Genomic DNA, 20,081 nt, shown 5'->3' on the forward strand with positions numbered 1-20,081 from the left:
CCACCTATCCTTCATAAGTCATGCCACATTCATTCATCCGCTTTAAAATACGTTCTGTCATTAAATCATAGCCCTTGCTATTCGGGTGAAAAAAATCAGAATGGTAAACCAAATTCTGATTGCCAACAAATAAATCACTGACAGGCACGAAGCATGCTTGCGGATCTGATTCTGCTCTTTTTTGCATCGCCTGATTATAGGAATCAATAATTTGATCAAACTCTTCTACTTCATCCGTTACAAGTGAAAACGGGTTATAAATGCCCATGATGATGATAGGCGCATTCGGATTAATACCTCGAATGGCTGTCAAAATATGATCAAATCTACTTTCATAAAAAACCAATTCGTCTTCAAAGGCTTCTGTATTCAATGAAAACAAGTCACGTTTGACGACTCGCATAACATCATTTCCACCAATGGTCAGCGTTAAGTAATCGGCATCTGCTATAGGACTCGTTAGTTTTCCTTGTTGGAACATGGCCAGCAGCTGATCACTACGACGTCCACGTTTTGCTGTATTTTCAACAGCCACGCCTTTAATTCCTTGCCAGGTCTTAACCTCTGCTGCCACTCTGCCTGTGTAGCCGCCTAACTCCTCTTCATCGCCAACACCTTGAGATAAGGAATCCCCAAGAGCGGTAATAACCACTGCTTGAGGAATGAAGTTTGGCGGTATAGTATAAGAGTCGATAGCCGGTTCATTTCTCGGTTCTGCTTTTTCATTGCCAAAGTTAAAAGATGGACTGCACCCCGCTAGTATACCCATAGACAAGATGATGATAAACAGGATGACTTTCACGATTGTCTCTCCTTTTTCAACTAGACCTTGCTAATTCGTTTAATCCGTATAGTACATAAAACCAATTGCCCCAATACCTGTATGAGTAGAAATAACTGGCGTTGTAAAATCAAATTGGATATCGCTAAAGCCTGTTTCTTTAATTTTTTCACGCAGTGGCTCAGCCATTGCCAATCCATTCGCATGAGCAATGCCAACCCCTTTAACAATTTTGCCTGCTGTCCGCTCTATAAAATCCTTCATCAAGTAATCGACTACTTGCTTATGGCTTCGGACTTTAGCAACCGGAGTATACGATCCATCATCTAAAGAAGCAATTGGTTTGATTTTCATTAAAGATCCTAACAAAGCACGGCCTTTCCCAATGCGGCCTCCCTTCACCAAGTTATCAAGGGTATCTACAACAACGAACAATTTTGTATTGAGACGAATCTGCTCTACTCGTTTAACGATTTCTTCCATTGATTTTCCCGCTTTTGACATCTCTGCCGCTTCAAATACTTGGAAAGTTAAGGCGTGAGAAATATAACGAGAATCGATGACAGTAACGTCTGAATCAGTCAATTGAGCTGCTGTTTTTGCTGACTCCACAGTACCACTCATCCCACCTGTCATATGAATAGACAAGACCTGATCACCGTTTCTACCTAATTTATCGTACAACTCTTTGAATACGCCTGGTGCTGGTTGAGAACTTTTTGGCATTTCATCGGTATTTTTCATCAATTCAAGGAAAGATGCCGGCTCTAAGTCAACGCGGTCCAAATAGGTTTTTCCACCAATTTGAATACTTAAAGGAACCACATACAAATCATATTTTTCAATGATCTCTGGCTTTAAATCAGCGGTCGAATCCGTGACGATGTGAATCTTTGACATGAAATCACTTCCTTTTTACCTTAGTCTAAGCAATTATTTAATATCTAACAACTACAAAGCAGATTGTTTTCCTGGTTAGTTGTCATTATTTCTTTGTTTTTCCGCAGACATAGCAGAAACAGCTTCTTCAATTTGCGTATGGATCACCGCAATTGCTTCTTTTGGCTTCATGTCCTTAAGAACATCAACAGAGACAGGATCCAAAAGTTGTACGGTTACCGTAGCTGCCTTTACTTTATTGTTGTTTTTTTCCATTATGTCTGAAGTTCCGTGAATCGCAACCGGTAAAATAGGGACATCTGCATCTTTTGCAATACGCATAAATCCTGCTTTAAATTCACCCATACTTTGACCTTTACTTCTTGTGCCTTCCGGAAAAATCAAAATCGAATGACCTTCTTTTAATTTTTCTATAGTGTCAGTAATGGATTTCAATGCGCTCCGACGATCTGTGCGGTCTAAAAAGACACAGTTCATTTCTTTCATATACATCGGAATAATCGGGAATTTATTTACTTCTTTTTTGGAAATAAAACCAAAAGGCTTCGGAATGGTCGAAAGCAATGTGGGGATATCGAAATTCCCTTCATGATTGCTGACAAACAACACCGGTCCATCAGGTAATTTATCCAGTCCTGCAATCGTAACGGTACTTTTTGTGCGCTTCATAATACCGGCTGCCCATTTTTGAGGTTCTGTATGAATCAGCTGGTCGTACTCTTTTACGCTTAATGTTGATTTTTGCTTGATATTTTTTTTCAAATTCACAGCGCTAATCGGTAAATAACCAAATAAAAAAGAGAACGTGCGAATGGTATTAAACATTGGCCGTTTTCTTTCGCCGTCTTTCGTATACCAAGTACGAAAAAGGCACTTCATTTGAAATTTGCTGCTCAGATTCAGAAACGAGTTTCCATTCACGTCCATATTCCGGGAAATACGTATCACCATCAAAAGTTTGATGAACCAGTGTTATGTAAAGACGGTCAGCATCTGGTAAAATCGATTCAAAAATCTGTTCTCCGCCGATAATCATTACTTCTTCATGAAATTCTGTCGCTAACTTTATAGCATCTTGCACATTATGAACGACATCTACTCCATCTGCCTGATAATCATCGTTGCGCGTAACTACAATATTGCGGCGCTTCGGAAGCGGTCGCCCAATAGATTCATACGTATTACGGCCCATAACAATCCCTTTTCCGATTGTCTGTTTTTTAAAATATGCCAAGTCCGCTGGAATATGCCAAGGCAGTTCGTTATCTTTTCCGATAACTCGGTTCGGATCATGCGCGACCATTAATGAAATCATGTATCTTCCTCCTATCCCGCTTTTTGCGGGTAATACGTATTATTTAAACTATTTTGAAGTTCAAACTAATTGATACACTGTAGATGAAAGTTAGTACTTGCTATTAAACTGCAACAGGCGCTTTAATCCGAGGATGTGGATCGTAGCCTTCGATCGTAATGTCTTCTAGTTTCAAGTCAAAAATTGATTTGACTTCCTCGTTAATTTTTAAGGTTGGCAGTGGTTTTGGTTGTCTAGCTAATTGTTCTTGCACTTGAGACAGGTGATTTGAATATAAATGTGTATCGCCTGTTGTGTGAACAAAATCACCGACTTCTAAGTTACATTCTCTGGCAATTAGCTGTGTTAATAGCGCGTAAGATGCGATATTAAAAGGCACGCCTAGAAAGACATCTGCACTGCGTTGATAAAGTTGGCACGACAATTTGCCATCCGCTACATAAAATTGAAACATAATGTGGCATGGTGGTAAAGCCATGTCATCAATAAATTCCGGATTCCACGCGGTCACTAAGTGACGTCTGGAATCTGGATTTTTTTTAATCGATTCAATGACGTTTTTCAATTGGTCGATGGTACCACCTTCTGTTGTCGCCCATGAACGCCATTGCTTGCCATAAACGGGACCGAGGTCTCCGTATTTTTCAGCAAACTCTGGACTTTCAATTACCTTGCGCTGAAAGCTTTGCATCTCAATCTTATATACTTCCGCAAATTCCGTATCTGTTTGTGCACGGCGACCGAAATCAGACATGTCAGGTCCCGCGTATTCGTCGCTTGCTACCCACTGTGCAAACGCCCACTCATCCCAGATGTGATTATTATCTTGCAATAAAGATCGGATATTGGTATCACCTTTAATAAACCAAAGAAGTTCCGAGACAATCAAGCGGAACGCCGTTTTTTTTGTTGTCATTAAAGGGAACCCTTCCGTTAAATCGAATCGCATTTGATGGCCAAAGACACTCAAAGTACCTGTACCGGTCCGATCTTCTTTTGTTGCTCCGTTATGTAGAATGTGTTCGCATAAGTCTAAATATTGCTTCATATAACTCGCCTCCGTTGTTAGTTTAATCATAACAATACTACCGGTGTTAATAAAGATTTTAGACATCTTAAATTATACGGAAAATTTGTATTTACTAAAACCTCTTCGCTCTCATTATGGTTCACTCGATAAACCGATAAATTCACACACTTTCTCTTTCTCCTTCTCCCTTGGACGCACCAGTTACGCTAGTTTGGCAAAAAAAATCGAGCACACATAAAAAAAACCGCCAAAATTGGGCGGTTTAAGAAAGCCATTTCGGCGGTGTATTTTTAGACCAGTAGATGTCTCCTAGCGTAATATGCTTTTGGAAATCATCTTCAGCTAAATGATAGTGAAAATTAAAAGAATAGCCTAGCTGTGGTTTGTTCTCCGTCCTAACGTGGAAACGGATTTCGTCTTTGTTGGTTTCAGTGTTATATACATGGAAGATTTTTTCAGCATAATCACCAGATGGCTTTTCAGAAATGGCTAATTTTTTTAATTTGCCGATATCTAGGGTTGCCAAATGGACATCAATCGCTCGTTGAATGTTTGGCAAAATCATGGTTTGGAACTGGTCTCCAATAACTGGTCCAATTCGCGAACCAAATTTCAAATACGATTGCTCTTCTGCAGATTGATACACAGAATGGATAAAAGAGTCACCGGTGTCGTAGAACTCACTGGGGTCGACCCAATCGTAGATATATTGTTTGTTATCACTTTCCGCTGCATGTGATTTCGGTTGACCTTTTTCGTCTAGAAGCGACTCCCAGATTAAATGGTTCGGAGAGATTGCTCCCAATGTTAAAACGGCAACAGTAATCATCAGCGACTTTTGCCACCAATTTTTCATCAACATCACCTTTTCTTTTATGAACATTTTTGTCATAAGGTTTGCTTATTTATACGAATTTCGCGGGTAAAGGTTTCATCTTCTTGAAATTCATTGTACAATAAAGTCATTAACAACGCCTTGTTTTTTTATTGAAAAGGAGGAATTTTTGTGGATGCATCATTATTAATCGGACTGGGTCTCCTGTTTATGCTTGGATACTTGACTTCACTTTCATTTACAGACTAATAAACACTAAAAAAACTCCCTGAATTTCAGGGAGTTTTTTGTTTCAGATGGTCGATAAATCAGACTTTTTATATCATTATGCAATAAAAGAACTGTCAATTCAATTGTCCATTGACAGTCCTTTTGCTATTCATCTTCAGTTTTTGCATAAACCAACTCTTACTCTTCAGTGTCTTTTCACAAAGACTTGCCTTGAGCTCCATTGCTAAACTCATAAGCTTTTTCAATTATCAATCCGCTCGATGTCACCTGCCCATGCGTTCATGCCACCTTCGACATTTATCACTTTATAGCCCTGATAGTCTAAAAACTTACATGCCGAACCGCTACGTCCGCCAGCTTGGCAATTAACATAGTATTCTTCTGATTTGTCCAATTCATTCATCTTAAATTCCAATAATCCTAAAGGCATATTGACAGCTCCAGGAATTTTCCCACCGGCTACTTCTGACGCTTCACGCACGTCGATTATATTCACTTGTTTGCCTAGTTTTAGTAATGTTTGCAATTCTTGCGTCGAAATCACTTTCACTTGTTATTCCTCCTAGTAATTTAGTTTTCGTTGAATTTTACTCAATGTGGGTTTCACATTTATTGTTTTAGGCGTTCACTAGTTCTGTGGCACGGTTTGGATCAAATCCAAGCACCCATTTTGGTCGTTTGTCTGCACAAGGCGCTTGGTCTCGCTGTACGTTTACTTTCGTATAAGGGACATCACTTGCCGCTAGAAGTTTTTTTCATCATGATGCAATGTGGGCAGGTATCCGTTGAATAAACTGTTACTTGGTTTGACATAACGGCTCACCCCCTTAAAAAAGAACTCTTTTGAATACACCCAAAACATACCACAGGGGGTATATTTCGCACAAGAAATTAGCTTGCTTTGAAAATAGATTCACAATACAAAGCACATGCAGATAAATTGAATCTGCATGTGTTCTATAAGTGAAACCAAATATACTCCAGAACACTGTCAGCTTGAGATCACGAACCTGAAACATAGCTATACTTTAAATTCCCAACTAACGAGCATCCGTTTTTATTGTTTACTCTCTGGTTCAATTGAAATGACACCATAGTGGAACTTGGTATTGGGCCGCATGCGCCTAATAAATCCAAAACGTTCGAAATCCTGAGAACGAAAATGTGCTTTTAAAACGACAGTTTTTCGTGCTACACGCTTTGCCTCAGCTACCCACTGCACTGTTAATTGCCCTCGGTCAGCTGTTCCTCTGAGTGGCGTAAAATTTGAAGCTTCTGTTATTTCTTCTGTAAACATCGGATCCATGTAAATTACATCTATCGAATCTGCTGGCAAAGTTTGCAAAAATGAAACTGCTTGGCATGACATTACCTCAATACGCCTCATCGCCTCTTCTAAATGTGGCATGTTGCTATATTGCTGCAACCCTTGCGCCACCACGTAAGCGAGCACTGGATGGCTTTCACAGCCCACCACTCGTCCTCTTTGACCAACACGCTGTGCTGCCACAATTGAGTCAGATGCTAACCCTAATGTACAATCTAAAAATGAGTCGCCTGGAACTAAACCTGCCACTTCAATCAGCGGATCTTGTTCAAGAGGTCTTTTTGTTCGAAAAGCTGCTGAGTTCGGATGAAAAAAGAACGGCTCGGTTTTACCCATTGGGTAAAACTCAAGTCGTTCTTTTAAGCACACCAACAAATCAGCTTGTTCATCTTCTTGCATCCGGTCAATGGAACGCTTATTGCGCGGAACTTGTAAAATTTCCAGTTCTGCTGAAACGCGATTTGCCCATGCCAATACAGACGAAGTTGGCCGGTATGCTGTGGTGACTATTGTTTTCACTGAGCTGCCACCTGTTGAAGAACTTGCGACAAATGATCGCGAATCTGTTCCATTGGGTAGCCTTCAATTTGTTCACGTGGAATAAAATGAGCCAATTCACCGTCTTTCAATACGGCAATCGATGGAGACGATGGTAGCACTTCTTCAAAGTAATTGCGCATCTGTGCAGTTGCTTCTTTATCTTGACCTGCAAATACGGTCACTAAATGATCTGGTTTTGCTTCCACAGCTTGAATGGCTCCAATAGCTGCTGGACGCGCTAACCCTGCTGCACAACCACAAACAGAGTTAATCACAACAAGACTCGTTCCTTTAGCACTGCTCATATGTTCATTGACTTCTTCTGCTGTCAATAATTCTTTAAAACCTGCTCCAGTCAACTCCTGGCGCATAGGCACGACAATGCCTTTCATATACTCATCATATGCGTTCATGCTTTCGCCTCTTTTCTTTAAAATCGATTTTCTCAATATATTGCTTTCTATCTATTTCAGTGTAACCTAGTTTGTTGGTAATTTCATCGTGAAAGGATTTGAATAGGAGTTTACTTAAAAGGAATAGATAATGGAACATTCATTAAAGGAGATTAGAGTCGTATTGTTGAAAAGACAGATTACACCAAAAGGAGTAGAGAGAAATAAATGGATTTATAAAAACAAATCGAAGAGCTAGATGTTTCTTTTTACCGTCTTTTCTGTTAAGCACGGTTGATCGGGGTGTTTTGTTTTCTAACCGAGCTCAACCAGATTATAACGACGCAAACCATGCCTACCTCAACAAAGAGCCGAGCTTTCCTAAAGAAGCGATCGATGAAGTGGTCTCATTTTACAAATGCTCAAACATTGTCCCTGGATTTCACTTAGATAATGTTCGGTCTCTAACAACGTTTATAACTCAGTTGCAGAAAAAAGACTTTCGGTTTGAACGTCTTTACAGCCTATTCATCCATGGAACCAGAAAACACCCCTGCTCCCTTTTCGTAAAGATGCGATAATAGAACGAGTAACTTCCGAGAATCATTACGAAGCACTATGGATAGGATGTCAGATTAAAGAATTCGGAGGAGTTGTTACGGCATTACGACGCTCTTTACAGTCGGTCCATGCTTTTTAAGCGACAAAACGATTACGTATAGACAAAGATACGCCTTTCCGAATTAGAAGAACATGACAAGGAGACCACCAATGAAGAAGAACAAGCAGAAGAGAGAAAACTGTTTTACTGATTTATTTATGGACCTTAGTATAGGGGTAATTTTTGAAATTGTTTTTTCATTGGTTTGGAATACCTTAATCGCCATTCCTAGATCAATCATTCGTTTTTTTAACATATAATTTTTTTAAAATCACTTAACCATCAGTGAACTCTTAAACAAAATGAAGAGTATACCCATTTTCCTGAACGCTAAGCAGTCATTAAAAACGCCTTGCCTATTTAGTTTTCTAAGATTTACCTAGACTAAAATAGCAGATAGCTTCTTTTTCCACAAAATATAAAAAGCCACCCCTCAGGATGACTTGAATAATGAAATTTGAATTCCTTCAATTGACGGCGGACGAAGAATAATCGAACTTCCCAAGTCTTCTACCTGATAATCCTTTAAATACTCTTCTACGTCTTTCGCATGTTCTGCGACAGACTCTCTTATTAATTCTCTAACGATAAGTGCACTTCTTTTTTGACTCAATACTACTCCATTGACCGTAAGATTCACCTGTAACCCTCCTATGTATACTTACAAGATATCATAAATTTAACAACAACAAACGTATACATGGACCTAATATTTTTTATTTTTTTTATTAAAAATAAATAACTTTATGCCTTTTGTTATATAAAGTGATTTTAAATACCTATTCTGCTCTATATTTATGATAATCCGAAATAGCCTATCACATATTTCTAGCAATAAAAAAACTACCCGAATTGGGTAGTTTTAGATATTTTCAATATGCTCTGACTATTTATCGACATCGTTTTAACTCATTAATTCTTTAGTACTAGCTTTGTAAGTCTAAGTAAAAAAGAAAAGCAATACCTTTTTTAAAAAAATATTCAAAAGACATCTTTATTCACCGAGTCTTTGTACTCCTACACTTTATCATTTTATATTTACTTGCATTTAAAAATTTATTTTCTAACAAACTTACTCGCTTTGGTTATACTTGTTGTTAATAAAGTCCAACATTTGGCTAAATACATCGTACTCAAACCATTCATACCTTGTATCCTGAGCGTATTCTCCATTTTCTTGGATTTTCAGATTGTTAGAAGACAGTTGGACAATGCGTGTATCATCGATCCCTTCCTCTTGACCATTTATTTTTTGATCAGCAAACTGTTGAACGACTTGCTCATAAAAAACATCGCGTTTTTGTCGATTTTCAAACTCCCATGATTCATATTTTCCGCTGTATAAAATCTCCATTGAAAAAACATTGTTTGACATATTCATTTCCTCCTCGTATAGCAACTATTATAATTAGTTTGATTACCAGCACTTTACCTCTTAACAGCAATGAGGAAACATTTAATGCAGTTCCAAGCAGCCAACAAGCAAAAAAAAGGCCAGTGACTGTTTAGTCACGGGCCTTTTCTACTATTCCTCTTTTATCGCTTGACGCGCTTCGGTCATTTGTTTCCAAACTGACCCTTTTGCATCTTCGCCTTCTTCAATACGTGCAATTGCCATTTTGATTTGTAGTTTCACTTCAAACTCCGGATCATTTTCGGCTTGCTTCAGACCTGGTAAAGCGGCTTCTGTTCCGGTTTCATAGAGGAACATCGCTGCTCTCCAACGAACCAATTTGTTTTTATCACGTAAGGTTTCAAGCATAACCGGCTCAAATTTCTCAAAACCGAGATCGCTGATGGTATCGCCTGCTGTTCTGCGGACAGCCCAGCTCTTGTCTTTCATCGCACGTTCAACATAGGGCACAACAGCTTTGTCTTTAACGTCGCCTAGGAAAATAGCGGCTTGACGACGAATCGACATTTTTTCATCGTTTAATGCCACTGCCAGTAACGGTAAATCATCAACATCTGCCTCAATCATTTGATCAAGTAGCTGAAAGCGAGTTTCCCAGTCGGGTGCATCAAAGTCTTCTACTGACACTCTTTGACCACGAGGGGCTGACTCAGCTTGAGCTGCATCTTCTTTCGTCGTCATTGCAACTAATCGTTCTTGTGGATACGCAGCTTCGATTTCTTCCATCAGGCTTTTGCCAATTTCACTTTTATCCCCATAGCGAACGCCATAATCCACCCATTTACGCTGCATGAGGTAGTTTTCTTCTGTCGGGTCCAAAACTTGCTTCATCGCCGCGACAAAACGTTCTGGCATACCAAAGCGTTGCTCTGAACTATTATCGAACACTTTGACTTGTAGTGGAATTCCTTTGAATTGTTGCACATGGACATAAATTTCCCCAAAATGCTCGTCTAATTGGACTTCTTCTCCACTATGCTGACGGTCTTCGCCAAAAACATTCCGAACCTGCGTCAAAATAATTTCCCAATCAAATTTAGAAATGCGCTCGACTGCCAAAAAATCAGCTACATGGTAAATGCCTTTTACACCGTCAATCGCTAGCAACTGCTGCACTTCTTCAGATGCGCCTTCTAACTTATCTTTCGTGTAGTTATGACTTTTGCCAAACGGCAATTCCTGGTCGATGATCACTTTCATCGTATTCGGGCTTGGTGTCGGTTCAATCGTTAAAATTTTCACAAAAATCCCTCCTGCAATTAATAGATCATGCTTCTGCTATTTCTTGAAGATAAGTCCAACGTTCAATTAACGCGTCATACTCAGCAGTTAATCCATTGACTTCTTCGGTCAATTTCTGCAATTTATCGTAATCGGCCCCAGCTAAAGCCATTTCTTCCTCACGAGCTTCAATCTTCGCTTCTGTTTGTGCAACTTTATCAAGAATACCGTTGTATTCTTGCTGCTCCTTGTAGGTCATTTTCTTTTTAACTTTGGCCGGTTGTGCGACTTCCGTTTCAACAAGCTGTTGTTCAGCTAATTCAACCGGATTATTTTTTTCTTTAATAAACTCAGAGTAAAGACCTTGATATTCTTCGATTTTTCCTGTTCCTGTTGTCCACAATTTTTGGGCAATGCGGTCAAGGAAAAAGCGATCATGCGAAATTGTAATAACTACGCCTGGGAAGTTTTCTAAGAAATCTTCCAAAACAGATAGTGTTTGGATATCCAAATCGTTTGTCGGCTCATCGAGGAATAAGATATTCGGCTGTTCCATCAGTAATTTCAATAAATACAGACGCTTTCGCTCGCCGCCTGATAATTTACCAATTTGCGTGCCGTGACCATTTGACGGGAACAGGAAACGTTCAAGCATTTGAGTTGCCGATAAACGAACACCTTTTTCTGCTTCAAAATCACTCGACGTTTCTTGAATGTATTCAATCATGCGCTGCGATTCATCCATTTCAGGCAAATGCTGTGTAAAGTGAGCAATTTTCACGGTACTGCCGTATTCCATTTTTCCTGAAGTTGGTTCTAATTCTCCGGCAAGCATTTTCATCAACGTCGATTTCCCGGCACCATTTGGTCCAACAATTCCAATGCGATCTCCACCTTGCAACAAGAAATCAAAGCCGCTGAAGATTTGTTTATCCCCATAAGCAACGCCCATATCTTGGCCTTCAATGATTTTCTTGCCAAGTCGCTGGCTTTGCATGGATAGTTCAAGCGATGTATTGTCGTTTTCTTTTTGCACGTTTTCTTTGATTTCATCGAAACGCTGTATCCGCGCTTTTTGTTTAGTCGAACGGGCTTTTGCACCGCGGCGAATCCATTTTAACTCAGAACGGAAACGGTTTTCTAATTTTTGCTGAGACGATGCATTCATTTCATCACGAATCGCTTTGTTTTCCAAATAATCGCCGTAGTTGCCTTTGTGCGTGTACATGGTTTGGTCTGCTATTTCGAAAATGTGTGTAGAAACCGCATCCAAGAAATACCGATCATGCGTGACAAAAAGCATAGCTGAACCCATGCGCAACAGGGTTTCTTGCAGCCATTCAGTTGACACCGCGTCCAAATGGTTTGTTGGCTCATCCAGAAGGATCAAATCTGCTGGTTCAATCAATGCTTTCGCAAGAGCCACACGTTTACGCTGACCGCCTGATAATTCACGTACTACTTGGTCATACATATCGATCCCTAGTTTTGACAGTGCGGTTTTGGCCAGGGCATTAATATCCCATGCATTTTCTTGCTCCATTTTTTCTTGAATATCCATCAACTCGTCTTGTAATTGTGTAGAACTTGAATCGACCATCATATTTTTCAAGGCATTTTCATAAGCACGGTTTAATGCTAAAATCGGGGATTTCCCTGAGAAAACTGTTTCGAGTACAGTCAATGATTCATCAAATTCAGGTTCTTGCATTAAATACGTAATTTGATATTTTTTCGGGTGGTCCATGACAACATTATCTGCATCCATTGATCCCGCTAGTATTGACATTAAAGTCGATTTCCCTGTACCGTTTACGCCGATTAAACCTGCGCGTTCTCCTGGATATAATGAAAATTCGACATCCTTGAATAATGTTTTTGCTCCAACAGTTTTCGTTAACTTCGTAATATTTAAGTGGCTCATTTATTCCCATCCGTTTCTGTTTGTAGTTGCTTTAAAAAGATTAGCATAAATTCATGGCGCTCTTCAGCCATGTGCTTACCCGTTTCCGTAGTCATTTGGTCTTTCAACAATAAAAGCTTTTCATAAAAATGTGTGACGCTACTGGTTTGTGCTTCGCGGTATTCATTTTCCGTCATTTTTGTACGTGCCTGTTCGTTCCAGTCGTACAACTTACGTCCCTTTGCCCCACCGTAAGCAAATGCTCGCGCGATCCCGATTGCACCAATAGCATCCAATCGGTCAGCGTCTTGGACGATTTTCGCTTCAATGCTCGTTGCCATTTTGCCATTGCCGCCTTTAAAAGAAACCGATTCAATAACTTTCTGAATCTCTTGGCGCTGAGCATCTGAAAGTTCTAAACGATTCAGAATATCACGCTCCAAGTCTTCCTCGGGCTTTTTGTACTTCGGGTCCGAAACGTCATGTAAAAGTACGGCCAATTCGACTATAAATGCATCTGCTGTTTCTTGTTGCAAAATCATTTTGGCGTTTTTCATGACCCGTTCGATATGCTGCCAATCATGGCTAGCATCAAACTGTTCATAGATTTTCTTAACCTCATTGCGACATTGCTTGATTTTTTCCTGGTCCATACTTCCGCTCCAATCGCTTGTTTCTTCTATTATAACCTGAAGTTGAAGCAAAATGCCTGTATTCCCAACGATTATTGACGTTTCCATAGGCTTCATGTATAGTATACCCATCCATAACATGGCGTCTATAGGTCCATGACATACTCAATAATAGGGGGAACTCGCATGCACCAGGGAACAGTGAAATGGTTTAACTCAGAAAAAGGTTACGGATTTATTGAGTATAATGACGGTGATGATGTATTTGTTCATTTTACCGGCATCCAAGGTGAAGGGTTTCGAACATTGAATGAAGGCAAAACTGTATCGTTCGATATTATTGATGGCAACCGTGGACCTCAGGCTGCAAATGTTATCCAAATTGATTCAGAATAAACTAATAGAAAAAAGCAGGGGCGGGAATTCCGTCTCTGCTTTTTATAGTTTTGAAGAACAACCAGTCGTTACGCTTTGCTGCCGGTTCCGACTTTATTCAGTTCGTTTCCAAGGAATTGCAGTTGACTTCCAACTGTACAATTGCTAATACAAAATCTATGAGCAGCGGTCTTTCCTTCATCTTTGCGAAGCTGAGATTTCACAAAGCAACCTTCACAGTATGTGGTCATCATTTCATCAATTTCGTTAATAATAGACATTTTTTTCACTTTGTCACCTCACTGCAAATCGTCATTTCTTCATTCTACTACGCATTTGTTTTTTATTCCAACAATAGTTATACTAACTGAGGACATTTTTACGGTACCAAGCGGTTCGCAAATTCCCGCTTTACCAAAACTAAGGAGGACGTATTTTGTTTAATGAATTTTGGGGACTTGGCTTTGCCTTGTTCAATTTTGTTCTGTTAGTAATCATGTATAAATTTTTCGGAAAGACTGGATTGTTTGCGTGGGTAGCCATTTCGACCGTTTTGGCTAATATCCAAGTAACGAAGACGATCGAAATCATAGGATTGACAGCAACTCTAGGCAACAGTCTTTATGCTTCGACTTTTCTCGCGACCGATATATTGAACGAGAAATATGGCAAAAAAGAAGCCAAAAAAGCTGTCTGGCTTGGTTTTTCTTCTTTGCTCATTATGGTACTAGTCATGCAGTTCGGGATAAAGTTCATACCGGATGACAGTGATTTCGCACAAGATTCGTTGGAAACTATTTTTGGTTTAATTCCGCAAATTGCTATTGGTAGCATGGTAGCTTATCTCGCCAGTCAGCATCTAGATGTCATCATCTTCAGTGCACTGCGCAAAATGTTTCCAAAAGATAGCCAGTTTTGGATCCGCAATAACGGCTCTACGTTGATTAGTCAGTTGTTGGATACGTTAATTTTTACATCCATTGCATTTTGGGGAGTTTTTCCGTTTGATGTGTGGATTCAAATTTTCATCTCAACATATGTATTGAAGTTTATTGTTTCTGTCATGGCTACGCCTTTCGGCTATTTGGCAAAAATCATCAAACCCATTGACGAAAAGTAGGTGATCAGATGCTTGAAGTGTTTGTGGATGCGGCGACTGCGGGTTCACCTCAAGTAAGTGCAGTCGGTGTTTTTATTCGAGGGGAAGGCCATTTGATTCACTGGAGCGAATACGTGGGTGAAATGGACAACCATACTGCGGAATTCACCGCACTCGTAAAGGGATTGGAACTAGCAATAGGGTTAACATCTGGAATGGTATCGATTAAATCTGATTCCCAAGTAGCGGTAAACGCTTTTGAAAAAAGAGGCATCAAAAATGCTAAGTTTAAGCCATTGCTTTTACACGCGCTTGAACTCGGCGACCAATTTGATTTTTGTTTTATCAAATGGATTCCAGATTCTCAAAATCGGGCAGCCGACGCCTTAGCCAGAACTGAACTTCGCGCACATAAATAATCTGTCCAAACTGTGTCAGCCGCCCTTATCTTTTCAGGGTGGCTGTTTTGGTTTCTGTGCATACTCTTCAGCGAAAGTCTGATAAGATAAATGTATTATCTTTTATTGGAGGAACCTCATGAGAACAAAACTTGGTACTGCACTCGATATTTTCATTTTGGTCATTGGACCATGGATCGTCTATTCCCGCATTATTGAAATGATGCAAAGTGGAGTTTCTGTTTATCCGATGATTTCGGTCGTTATCGTTACTGTCGCGGTTATTTTTTCCATTTACAATCTTTATTTGCTGGCAGTTCGCAGACAGCAAAATAACATGAAAAAATAAGGAGAAATGAGGCTTTTAACGTGAAATCGCTATTGTTTTATCTTATACCGCTGTTGATTTTCGCAGTGATCAATAATACGATCGCTGTTTTAACGTGGCCCTATTATTTAGTTTTACTACTGGCTTTCCTTGTTTTTCAATTAGGACGCACGCGCTATCCGAAAGACGCATTACCGGCAGTTGCAAAAACTTCACAAGTGGCTTTTTATATACTGACGGTTGCAACTATTTTTCGCGATCAATTTTTAAGTCCTTTGCTTATTAATGTGCTGTTGGGTATCACGATCGGTGTCGTTATCGCAGAAATAATTCAAACGAAAAAAAAGCCCTCTTAAGACAGTAAAAACCACAGTCAGCTCGAACAATTCGAGTTAACCGTGGTTTTTTTGTGTATTGCAGTTGAATTTATGCCGCTTTTTTAGCTAGTAAAATACCAAATAAGTACGAGCGCAATCGCTATAAACACCCATGTCATGACGCGAATTAAGTTCTGTTTTTTACGAATCTCTTCTTGTTCTTTAACGTCTTTTAATAATGGCATAAGTTCACCTCTCCCATTAGATTATTGCCTATAGACAGTTTGTTCAATTATGATAGAAAAAGGAGGTTTTCTGAATGAGAAAAATTTTAGTTTCTTCACTTTCCCTACTGCTTTTAGCAGCTTGCGCTAACGAGGCTCCTAATCCAGACAAAGCGTCCGCCCCTTTTGAAGAAATTGCGACAGGGCTTGAAGCTCCATGGGCGATCAATAAAATAAATGATGAATTTTATATTTCGGAACGACCAGGAAAAGTTGTTCATATAGACAAAGAAGGGGTCATGACACGGCAAAGCGTCAATTTTTCTGATAGTTTATCTGAAGCTTCAGAAGCTGGATTTTTAGGCTTTGTTTTGGCACAAGATTTTGAAGAAAGCCAAACTGCATACGGCTATTACGTCTACGAACAAGACGGCGAAGATTACAATAAAATCGTCACACTTGTTTTAGAAAATGAAACTTGGCAAGAACAAGATGTCTTGTTGGCAGGTATTCCAACAGGGAATGTGCATCATGGTGGCCGCTTAGAATTGGACGATGATGGGACACTTTTTGCAACAATTGGTGATGCTTCCACTCCTGAACTTGCACAAGACTTAGGTTCAGTAAATGGCAAAATATTGAAACTCAATACAGCCAACGAGTTTGAAATTTATTCATCGGGTCATCGCAATCCACAAGGAATGACTTGGGACAATGACACGATGTTCGCGTCTGAACATGGTCAATCCGCCAATGATGAAATCAATATTATTGAACAAGGCAATAACTACGGTTGGCCTACAATCGAAGGCGATCAGTCAAAAGACGGCATGGAGGCTCCTTTTTACACAACAGGCTCTAGCGATACTTGGGCGCCAAGTGGAATCGACATGCATAATGGTCTGCTTTGCGTAGCTGCGCTTCGAGGAACCGCAATTAAAGTGGTGGATCCTAAGAGTGCTGAAGTGACAGATTCAATTGAAGGGTTTGGCCGTGTCCGAGATGTTTTTTCTGATGGCGACTCGCTCTATTTTATCACGAACAACACGGACGGTCGCGGCACACCTGCAGACGGTGACGATAAACTTTATAAATTAAATGAATAGCCGTGTACAAACTAAAAGGTGTATTGGACAAGTCCAATACACCTTTTAGTTACTAAATAAATTTGACCATCAGATTTTTATCAACGTTTTTATATGAATTTCTGTATCACAGTTCCTTTACCGTCTGCGACTCGTACTTCTGTATGTGCGCCATTGATAAATGTGATCTGTGGTGGCATATGACCTAAATCGATATCGTACGCAATCGGTAACTCTAATTCTTTTGTTAAATCTTGGTACATTCTATCGACAGTGTATCCACCGACCGGCTCATTTGCCATACTTCGCCCAAAGAGAATACCTGAGCAATTGTCAAACCATCCCGCGTATTTCATTTGCGTTAGCGACCTTTTTAAATCCGCCACTGACATTTCGCAGTTTTCTAAGTACCAAATGACCTGTTCGCCCGGAATGTACTTGTCCCTGAACGGTTGAACTTCTCCGAATGGTGTTCCAATTAGGTGATGGATCACATCAATGCAGCCACCAAGCAAGCGGCCTGAGAATATTTCCTCGGTTCCCGAAACCGTTTGCCATTTAGTCGGTTCTGTCAAATGAAAGACGACTGGTGAAGCAATGGAATGGTCCCACTCTTTCTGATAGAGTTTAGAAGAAATTTGCTTTACAGTTTCTCCTTTTGCTGTTTTTAAAATATCTAGCCAGCGTGCTGTTGTTTCATCGCTTTTTTCACCACGCAAATCAATAATGTTCGTACCATGTGCCGTGGCAATACCGGTTTTCAACGTGATAGCCAACAACAACACGCTGAGGTCAGAATAACCAAGTACCCATTTCGTTTGTATCTTTGTGAAGTCTACGTATTCCAACATTTCAATCAATAATTCCCCACCCCAGGGCGGGAAAATCAACTCAATTTCTGTGCTGGTCATCATTTCCATAAATTCTTCTGCACGCTTTTTAGCAGGAGCTGACTTAGCCAGCTCTTGAGTCCAAGCCGTGTCCCCTGTCACAACAGTAAACCCCTTCTGCTCTTGCCGTTCAATCGTCAGTTTGAGAAGATCGTGGTGCTCAGTTCCCACTCCTGAAGACGGTGCGGTAATGCCAATTGTTTTAAAGGTAGTAGTAGGATAACGAATCATTCAATAGTCCCCCTTTTAGTTTAAACAAAATAAAAAAGCGAAAAAATCATTGCGATTAAAATACTAGCACCTACACAAAACCAAAGTGCTTGTTTGACCATTTCGAAAAACCGACTCGGTTCCTTATCCAATCTTTCCCCTTTAAATTGTGAAAAGTCAGGCGGTGTTTCTCTCTTTGGCTTGATTTTTTGCAATTTTGTCGTTTTCGTTTCTGTCATCGGGTTCATAGTGTTCCTCCTAAAATCAGTAGCAATAGAATCTGTAAGATACCTTCCATTATACTAAACTTAACTTGAGAATATAGTCCCCTTTTTGGCTAATTGTCATTTTTCAGAACAAACAAACAGAAGTACTTCTTGAAATGACTTTTTTGAAGTATATGATAGGAGAGAATAGAAAAATTCTGGAGAGGTGATTGGGATGAAAGTGTTGGTAGTTGGGGCAAATGGACAAATCGGACGGCAGTTTGTCAAAATGCTTGCTGATAGTGATAAATACACACCTAAAGCGATGATCCGTAAAGAAGAACAAATCAGCTATTTCAATGGTCTCGGAGTAGAATCCGTATTAAGTAGCCTCGAAGGCAGTGTTGAAGAAATTACTGAAGCAATGAAAGATTGTGATGCTGTGGTCTTTGCAGCTGGTAGCGGTGGCAAAACCGGAGCCGATCAAACCTTACTGATTGATTTGGACGGTGCTGCAAAAACCATTGAAGCCGCCGAACAAACGGGGACTGAACGCTTTCTCATGATCAGTGCCATCAATGCCGACAAACGGCAAATGTGGAAAGAAGATATGGCTCATTATTATGTCGCAAAACATCATGCCGATAACATTCTACGCGCAAGCGGTCTAGTCTATACCATCATTCGCCCAGGTCTTTTAACAAACGATGCCGGTACCGGTAAAATACTAGCGGTAGAGGACTTGGAATCGGGACAAATTTCTCGCGAAGATGTAGCGCGTGTCCTTTTGCATTCGCTTGATAACGAACATGTCTTCAACAAAACGTTTGCCATTATTTCTGGTGAAGACGACATTGACCATGCGCTCAATCAGCTGTAAATATGTTTATGATGTAAAAAAACAGGACGGATGATTTAAGATCATCTGGCCTGTTTTTTGATTATTCAACTGTTTTTAAATTTCTAATACCTATCACCACTTGGAACAAAAATGCAATCGAACAAAGAATAATAGCGGCATAGCCGAGTCCGCCAATTGGTGTCATTTGAAATGTCTGTATAACCAATAAAGCCATCATTACAGCAATCCCAAAATTCATAATATAGGGCTTGTCGTAAAATTTCTTAGAAGCGATCCCTACAAATATCGCAACCGCAATAATAGATATCAATAAAAAATTCCCCATTACTTTCCCTCACCCTTTGCTTCGTCTTTCATAAGTCTAGCATGTATCCTTTAGCTCTGATAGTTTAATTAGAATTTTTCATAAGCCATTTTCTTAATAATTTGCTCGTGTTCAGGATAGAGTGCAAGCAGTTCCGCCTGCAGCAATAATTCAAAATCCTCAAAATCAAAACCTGGCGAAACCATGCAGCCCACTAGTGAAAATGTATCTGCCGCTTCTACTGTTGAACCGAAAATACTTCCTTTTTCAACCAATACTTGTGGCCTTTCCCCTGCCGCTAAATCCAGTCCCAGTTTTTCAGTACGATAATTTCCATTCGCATCTAAAATATGCACGGTAACGGCATGACCTGCGTGAAAATACCACAGCTCGTCTGATTTCAATCGGTGAAAATGAGAGATATCTTGCGAGCGCAATAAAAAATAAATACTGGTGTACAAATTTCGTTCTACCGGATGTTCAGTGGTCGTGATTTTTTCAGGAGAAACGAACGTTTGTTTGTAATATCCTCCCTCGGGATGCGCCGTCATGTCTAAATAGGTAATCCAATCTTCAGCATTCACTATATCCAACTCCATTC

General features: G+C 39.9%; 27 protein-coding genes. 7 read left to right on the forward strand and 20 right to left on the reverse strand.

The window, feature by feature from the left end; translation table 11 throughout:
- Nucleotides 1-4: 4 nt before the first annotated feature.
- The 14 genes from QMF37_RS12545 to QMF37_RS12610 form a co-directional block, all read right to left on the reverse strand.
- Nucleotides 5-802 (reverse strand): GDSL-type esterase/lipase family protein, encoded by a 798-nt coding sequence (locus QMF37_RS12545; protein ID WP_071154569.1) that lies wholly within the window; start codon nt 800-802, stop codon nt 5-7.
- A 39-nt stretch (nt 803-841) separates the two neighbouring features.
- Complete coding sequence (locus tag QMF37_RS12550) at nt 842-1,681, reverse strand: DegV family protein (RefSeq protein WP_283478427.1); 840 nt, start codon at nt 1,679-1,681, stop codon at nt 842-844.
- 75 nt (nt 1,682-1,756) lie between these two features.
- Nucleotides 1,757-2,506: a lysophospholipid acyltransferase family protein gene (locus tag QMF37_RS12555; RefSeq protein WP_058385232.1), complete on the reverse strand. Its 750-nt coding sequence runs from the start codon at nt 2,504-2,506 to the stop codon at nt 1,757-1,759.
- Nucleotides 2,499-2,996: a dihydrofolate reductase gene (locus tag QMF37_RS12560; RefSeq protein ID WP_071154571.1), complete on the reverse strand. Its 498-nt coding sequence runs from the start codon at nt 2,994-2,996 to the stop codon at nt 2,499-2,501. Before QMF37_RS12560 ends, QMF37_RS12555 begins: the two co-directional genes overlap by 8 nt.
- 103 nt (nt 2,997-3,099) lie before the next feature.
- Nucleotides 3,100-4,044, reverse strand: coding sequence for a thymidylate synthase (locus tag QMF37_RS12565; RefSeq protein ID WP_078080456.1), 945 nt, complete (start codon nt 4,042-4,044; stop codon nt 3,100-3,102).
- A gap of 244 nt (nt 4,045-4,288) precedes the next feature.
- Nucleotides 4,289-4,882, reverse strand: a complete 594-nt coding sequence (locus tag QMF37_RS12570; RefSeq protein WP_071154572.1) for a YpjP family protein — start codon at nt 4,880-4,882, stop codon at nt 4,289-4,291.
- Between the two features lie 451 nt (nt 4,883-5,333).
- Entirely contained in the window at nt 5,334-5,642 is a 309-nt protein-coding gene (locus tag QMF37_RS12575) for a rhodanese-like domain-containing protein (RefSeq protein WP_071154573.1), read from the reverse strand.
- A 507-nt stretch (nt 5,643-6,149) separates the two neighbouring features.
- The gene (locus QMF37_RS12580) at nt 6,150-6,938 is read right to left on the reverse strand and encodes a class I SAM-dependent methyltransferase (protein WP_283478428.1); all 789 of its coding nucleotides are present in this window, start codon (nt 6,936-6,938) and stop codon (nt 6,150-6,152) included.
- Nucleotides 6,935-7,372, reverse strand: coding sequence for a BrxA/BrxB family bacilliredoxin (locus QMF37_RS12585; RefSeq protein ID WP_283478429.1), 438 nt, complete (start codon nt 7,370-7,372; stop codon nt 6,935-6,937). The genes QMF37_RS12580 and QMF37_RS12585 overlap by 4 nt, the downstream gene beginning before the upstream one ends.
- A 1,073-nt stretch (nt 7,373-8,445) precedes the next feature.
- Nucleotides 8,446-8,652, reverse strand: coding sequence for a hypothetical protein (locus QMF37_RS12590; protein WP_058385225.1), 207 nt, complete (start codon nt 8,650-8,652; stop codon nt 8,446-8,448).
- 432 nt (nt 8,653-9,084) lie between these two features.
- Nucleotides 9,085-9,387 (reverse strand): hypothetical protein, encoded by a 303-nt coding sequence (locus QMF37_RS12595; RefSeq protein ID WP_071154576.1) that lies wholly within the window; start codon nt 9,385-9,387, stop codon nt 9,085-9,087.
- Between the two features lie 150 nt (nt 9,388-9,537).
- Nucleotides 9,538-10,668 (reverse strand): conserved virulence factor C family protein, encoded by a 1,131-nt coding sequence (locus QMF37_RS12600; protein ID WP_283478430.1) that lies wholly within the window; start codon nt 10,666-10,668, stop codon nt 9,538-9,540.
- 25 nt (nt 10,669-10,693) lie between these two features.
- Nucleotides 10,694-12,571: an ABC-F family ATP-binding cassette domain-containing protein gene (locus QMF37_RS12605; RefSeq protein WP_071154578.1), complete on the reverse strand. Its 1,878-nt coding sequence runs from the start codon at nt 12,569-12,571 to the stop codon at nt 10,694-10,696.
- The gene (locus QMF37_RS12610) at nt 12,568-13,203 is read right to left on the reverse strand and encodes an HD domain-containing protein (protein WP_283478439.1); all 636 of its coding nucleotides are present in this window, start codon (nt 13,201-13,203) and stop codon (nt 12,568-12,570) included. The genes QMF37_RS12605 and QMF37_RS12610 overlap by 4 nt, the downstream gene beginning before the upstream one ends.
- A gap of 165 nt (nt 13,204-13,368) precedes the next feature.
- Between QMF37_RS12610 and QMF37_RS12615 the strand changes: the two genes are divergently transcribed.
- Nucleotides 13,369-13,578 carry a cold-shock protein gene (locus QMF37_RS12615; protein WP_058385221.1) on the forward strand — a complete coding sequence of 70 codons (210 nt, stop codon included), beginning with the start codon at nt 13,369-13,371 and terminating at the stop codon, nt 13,576-13,578.
- A gap of 68 nt (nt 13,579-13,646) precedes the next feature.
- Here QMF37_RS12615 and QMF37_RS12620 read toward each other — a convergent pair whose 3' ends face one another.
- Entirely contained in the window at nt 13,647-13,838 is a 192-nt protein-coding gene (locus QMF37_RS12620) for a zinc-finger domain-containing protein (RefSeq protein WP_410477408.1), read from the reverse strand.
- Nucleotides 13,839-13,993: 155 nt separating this feature from the next.
- Here QMF37_RS12620 and QMF37_RS12625 point away from each other — a divergent pair, with 155 nt between their 5' ends.
- From QMF37_RS12625 to QMF37_RS12640, 4 genes are all read left to right on the forward strand, one after another.
- The gene (locus QMF37_RS12625; protein WP_058385219.1) at nt 13,994-14,677 is read left to right on the forward strand and encodes a queuosine precursor transporter; all 684 of its coding nucleotides are present in this window, start codon (nt 13,994-13,996) and stop codon (nt 14,675-14,677) included.
- An 8-nt stretch (nt 14,678-14,685) separates the two neighbouring features.
- Nucleotides 14,686-15,075 carry a ribonuclease HI family protein gene (locus QMF37_RS12630; protein ID WP_058385218.1) on the forward strand — a complete coding sequence of 130 codons (390 nt, stop codon included), beginning with the start codon at nt 14,686-14,688 and terminating at the stop codon, nt 15,073-15,075.
- 118 nt (nt 15,076-15,193) lie between these two features.
- Nucleotides 15,194-15,403: a hypothetical protein gene (locus QMF37_RS12635; protein WP_058385217.1), complete on the forward strand. Its 210-nt coding sequence runs from the start codon at nt 15,194-15,196 to the stop codon at nt 15,401-15,403.
- A gap of 20 nt (nt 15,404-15,423) precedes the next feature.
- Nucleotides 15,424-15,738: a hypothetical protein gene (locus QMF37_RS12640; protein ID WP_071154579.1), complete on the forward strand. Its 315-nt coding sequence runs from the start codon at nt 15,424-15,426 to the stop codon at nt 15,736-15,738.
- Nucleotides 15,739-15,821: 83 nt separating this feature from the next.
- Here QMF37_RS12640 and QMF37_RS12645 read toward each other — a convergent pair whose 3' ends face one another.
- The gene (locus QMF37_RS12645) at nt 15,822-15,944 is read right to left on the reverse strand and encodes a hypothetical protein (RefSeq protein WP_256204436.1); all 123 of its coding nucleotides are present in this window, start codon (nt 15,942-15,944) and stop codon (nt 15,822-15,824) included.
- Between the two features lie 74 nt (nt 15,945-16,018).
- Between QMF37_RS12645 and QMF37_RS12650 the strand changes: the two genes are divergently transcribed.
- Nucleotides 16,019-17,029 (forward strand): PQQ-dependent sugar dehydrogenase, encoded by a 1,011-nt coding sequence (locus QMF37_RS12650; RefSeq protein WP_283478431.1) that lies wholly within the window; start codon nt 16,019-16,021, stop codon nt 17,027-17,029.
- Between the two features lie 89 nt (nt 17,030-17,118).
- Here QMF37_RS12650 and QMF37_RS12655 read toward each other — a convergent pair whose 3' ends face one another.
- Nucleotides 17,119-18,129, reverse strand: coding sequence for a S66 family peptidase (locus tag QMF37_RS12655; protein ID WP_283478432.1), 1,011 nt, complete (start codon nt 18,127-18,129; stop codon nt 17,119-17,121).
- Nucleotides 18,130-18,149: 20 nt separating this feature from the next.
- Nucleotides 18,150-18,356 (reverse strand): hypothetical protein, encoded by a 207-nt coding sequence (locus QMF37_RS12660; protein WP_283478433.1) that lies wholly within the window; start codon nt 18,354-18,356, stop codon nt 18,150-18,152.
- Nucleotides 18,357-18,549: 193 nt separating this feature from the next.
- On the opposite strand from QMF37_RS12660, the gene QMF37_RS12665 reads away from it, so the two are divergent.
- Entirely contained in the window at nt 18,550-19,194 is a 645-nt protein-coding gene (locus tag QMF37_RS12665) for an SDR family oxidoreductase (protein WP_058385210.1), read from the forward strand.
- A gap of 61 nt (nt 19,195-19,255) precedes the next feature.
- Here QMF37_RS12665 and QMF37_RS12670 read toward each other — a convergent pair whose 3' ends face one another.
- Both QMF37_RS12670 and QMF37_RS12675 read right to left on the reverse strand, forming a co-directional pair.
- Complete coding sequence (locus QMF37_RS12670) at nt 19,256-19,501, reverse strand: hypothetical protein (RefSeq protein ID WP_058385209.1); 246 nt, start codon at nt 19,499-19,501, stop codon at nt 19,256-19,258.
- Nucleotides 19,502-19,569: 68 nt separating this feature from the next.
- Complete coding sequence (locus tag QMF37_RS12675) at nt 19,570-20,064, reverse strand: cupin domain-containing protein (RefSeq protein ID WP_256204442.1); 495 nt, start codon at nt 20,062-20,064, stop codon at nt 19,570-19,572.
- Nucleotides 20,065-20,081 lie beyond the last annotated feature (17 nt).

The organism is Planococcus sp. S3-L1 (genome assembly GCF_030063085.1).
In the GTDB taxonomy this organism is placed as follows: domain Bacteria; phylum Bacillota; class Bacilli; order Bacillales_A; family Planococcaceae; genus Planococcus; species Planococcus kocurii.

Bases quoted from the DNA above. Each gene is read 5' to 3' on its own strand.
- QMF37_RS12635 (WP_058385217.1), top strand. From the start codon at position 15,194: ATGAGAACAAAACTTGGTACTGCACTCGATATTTTCATTTTGGTCATT.
- QMF37_RS12645 (WP_256204436.1), bottom strand. From the start codon at position 15,944: ATGCCATTATTAAAAGACGTTAAAGAACAAGAAGAGATTCGTAAAAAA.
- QMF37_RS12655 (WP_283478432.1), bottom strand. From the start codon at position 18,129: ATGATTCGTTATCCTACTACTACCTTTAAAACAATTGGCATTACCGCA.
- QMF37_RS12620 (WP_410477408.1), bottom strand. From the start codon at position 13,838: ATGTCTATTATTAACGAAATTGATGAAATGATGACCACATACTGTGAA.
- QMF37_RS12585 (WP_283478429.1), bottom strand. From the start codon at position 7,372: ATGAACGCATATGATGAGTATATGAAAGGCATTGTCGTGCCTATGCGC.
- QMF37_RS12665 (WP_058385210.1), top strand. From the start codon at position 18,550: ATGAAAGTGTTGGTAGTTGGGGCAAATGGACAAATCGGACGGCAGTTT.
- QMF37_RS12550 (WP_283478427.1), bottom strand. From the start codon at position 1,681: ATGTCAAAGATTCACATCGTCACGGATTCGACCGCTGATTTAAAGCCA.
- QMF37_RS12570 (WP_071154572.1), bottom strand. From the start codon at position 4,882: ATGAAAAATTGGTGGCAAAAGTCGCTGATGATTACTGTTGCCGTTTTA.
- QMF37_RS12610 (WP_283478439.1), bottom strand. From the start codon at position 13,203: ATGGACCAGGAAAAAATCAAGCAATGTCGCAATGAGGTTAAGAAAATC.
- QMF37_RS12650 (WP_283478431.1), top strand. From the start codon at position 16,019: ATGAGAAAAATTTTAGTTTCTTCACTTTCCCTACTGCTTTTAGCAGCT.
- QMF37_RS12660 (WP_283478433.1), bottom strand. From the start codon at position 18,356: ATGAACCCGATGACAGAAACGAAAACGACAAAATTGCAAAAAATCAAG.
- QMF37_RS12555 (WP_058385232.1), bottom strand. From the start codon at position 2,506: ATGTTTAATACCATTCGCACGTTCTCTTTTTTATTTGGTTATTTACCG.
- QMF37_RS12565 (WP_078080456.1), bottom strand. From the start codon at position 4,044: ATGAAGCAATATTTAGACTTATGCGAACACATTCTACATAACGGAGCA.
- QMF37_RS12615 (WP_058385221.1), top strand. From the start codon at position 13,369: ATGCACCAGGGAACAGTGAAATGGTTTAACTCAGAAAAAGGTTACGGA.
- QMF37_RS12560 (WP_071154571.1), bottom strand. From the start codon at position 2,996: ATGATTTCATTAATGGTCGCGCATGATCCGAACCGAGTTATCGGAAAA.
- QMF37_RS12670 (WP_058385209.1), bottom strand. From the start codon at position 19,501: ATGGGGAATTTTTTATTGATATCTATTATTGCGGTTGCGATATTTGTA.
- QMF37_RS12630 (WP_058385218.1), top strand. From the start codon at position 14,686: ATGCTTGAAGTGTTTGTGGATGCGGCGACTGCGGGTTCACCTCAAGTA.
- QMF37_RS12595 (WP_071154576.1), bottom strand. From the start codon at position 9,387: ATGTCAAACAATGTTTTTTCAATGGAGATTTTATACAGCGGAAAATAT.
- QMF37_RS12605 (WP_071154578.1), bottom strand. From the start codon at position 12,571: ATGAGCCACTTAAATATTACGAAGTTAACGAAAACTGTTGGAGCAAAA.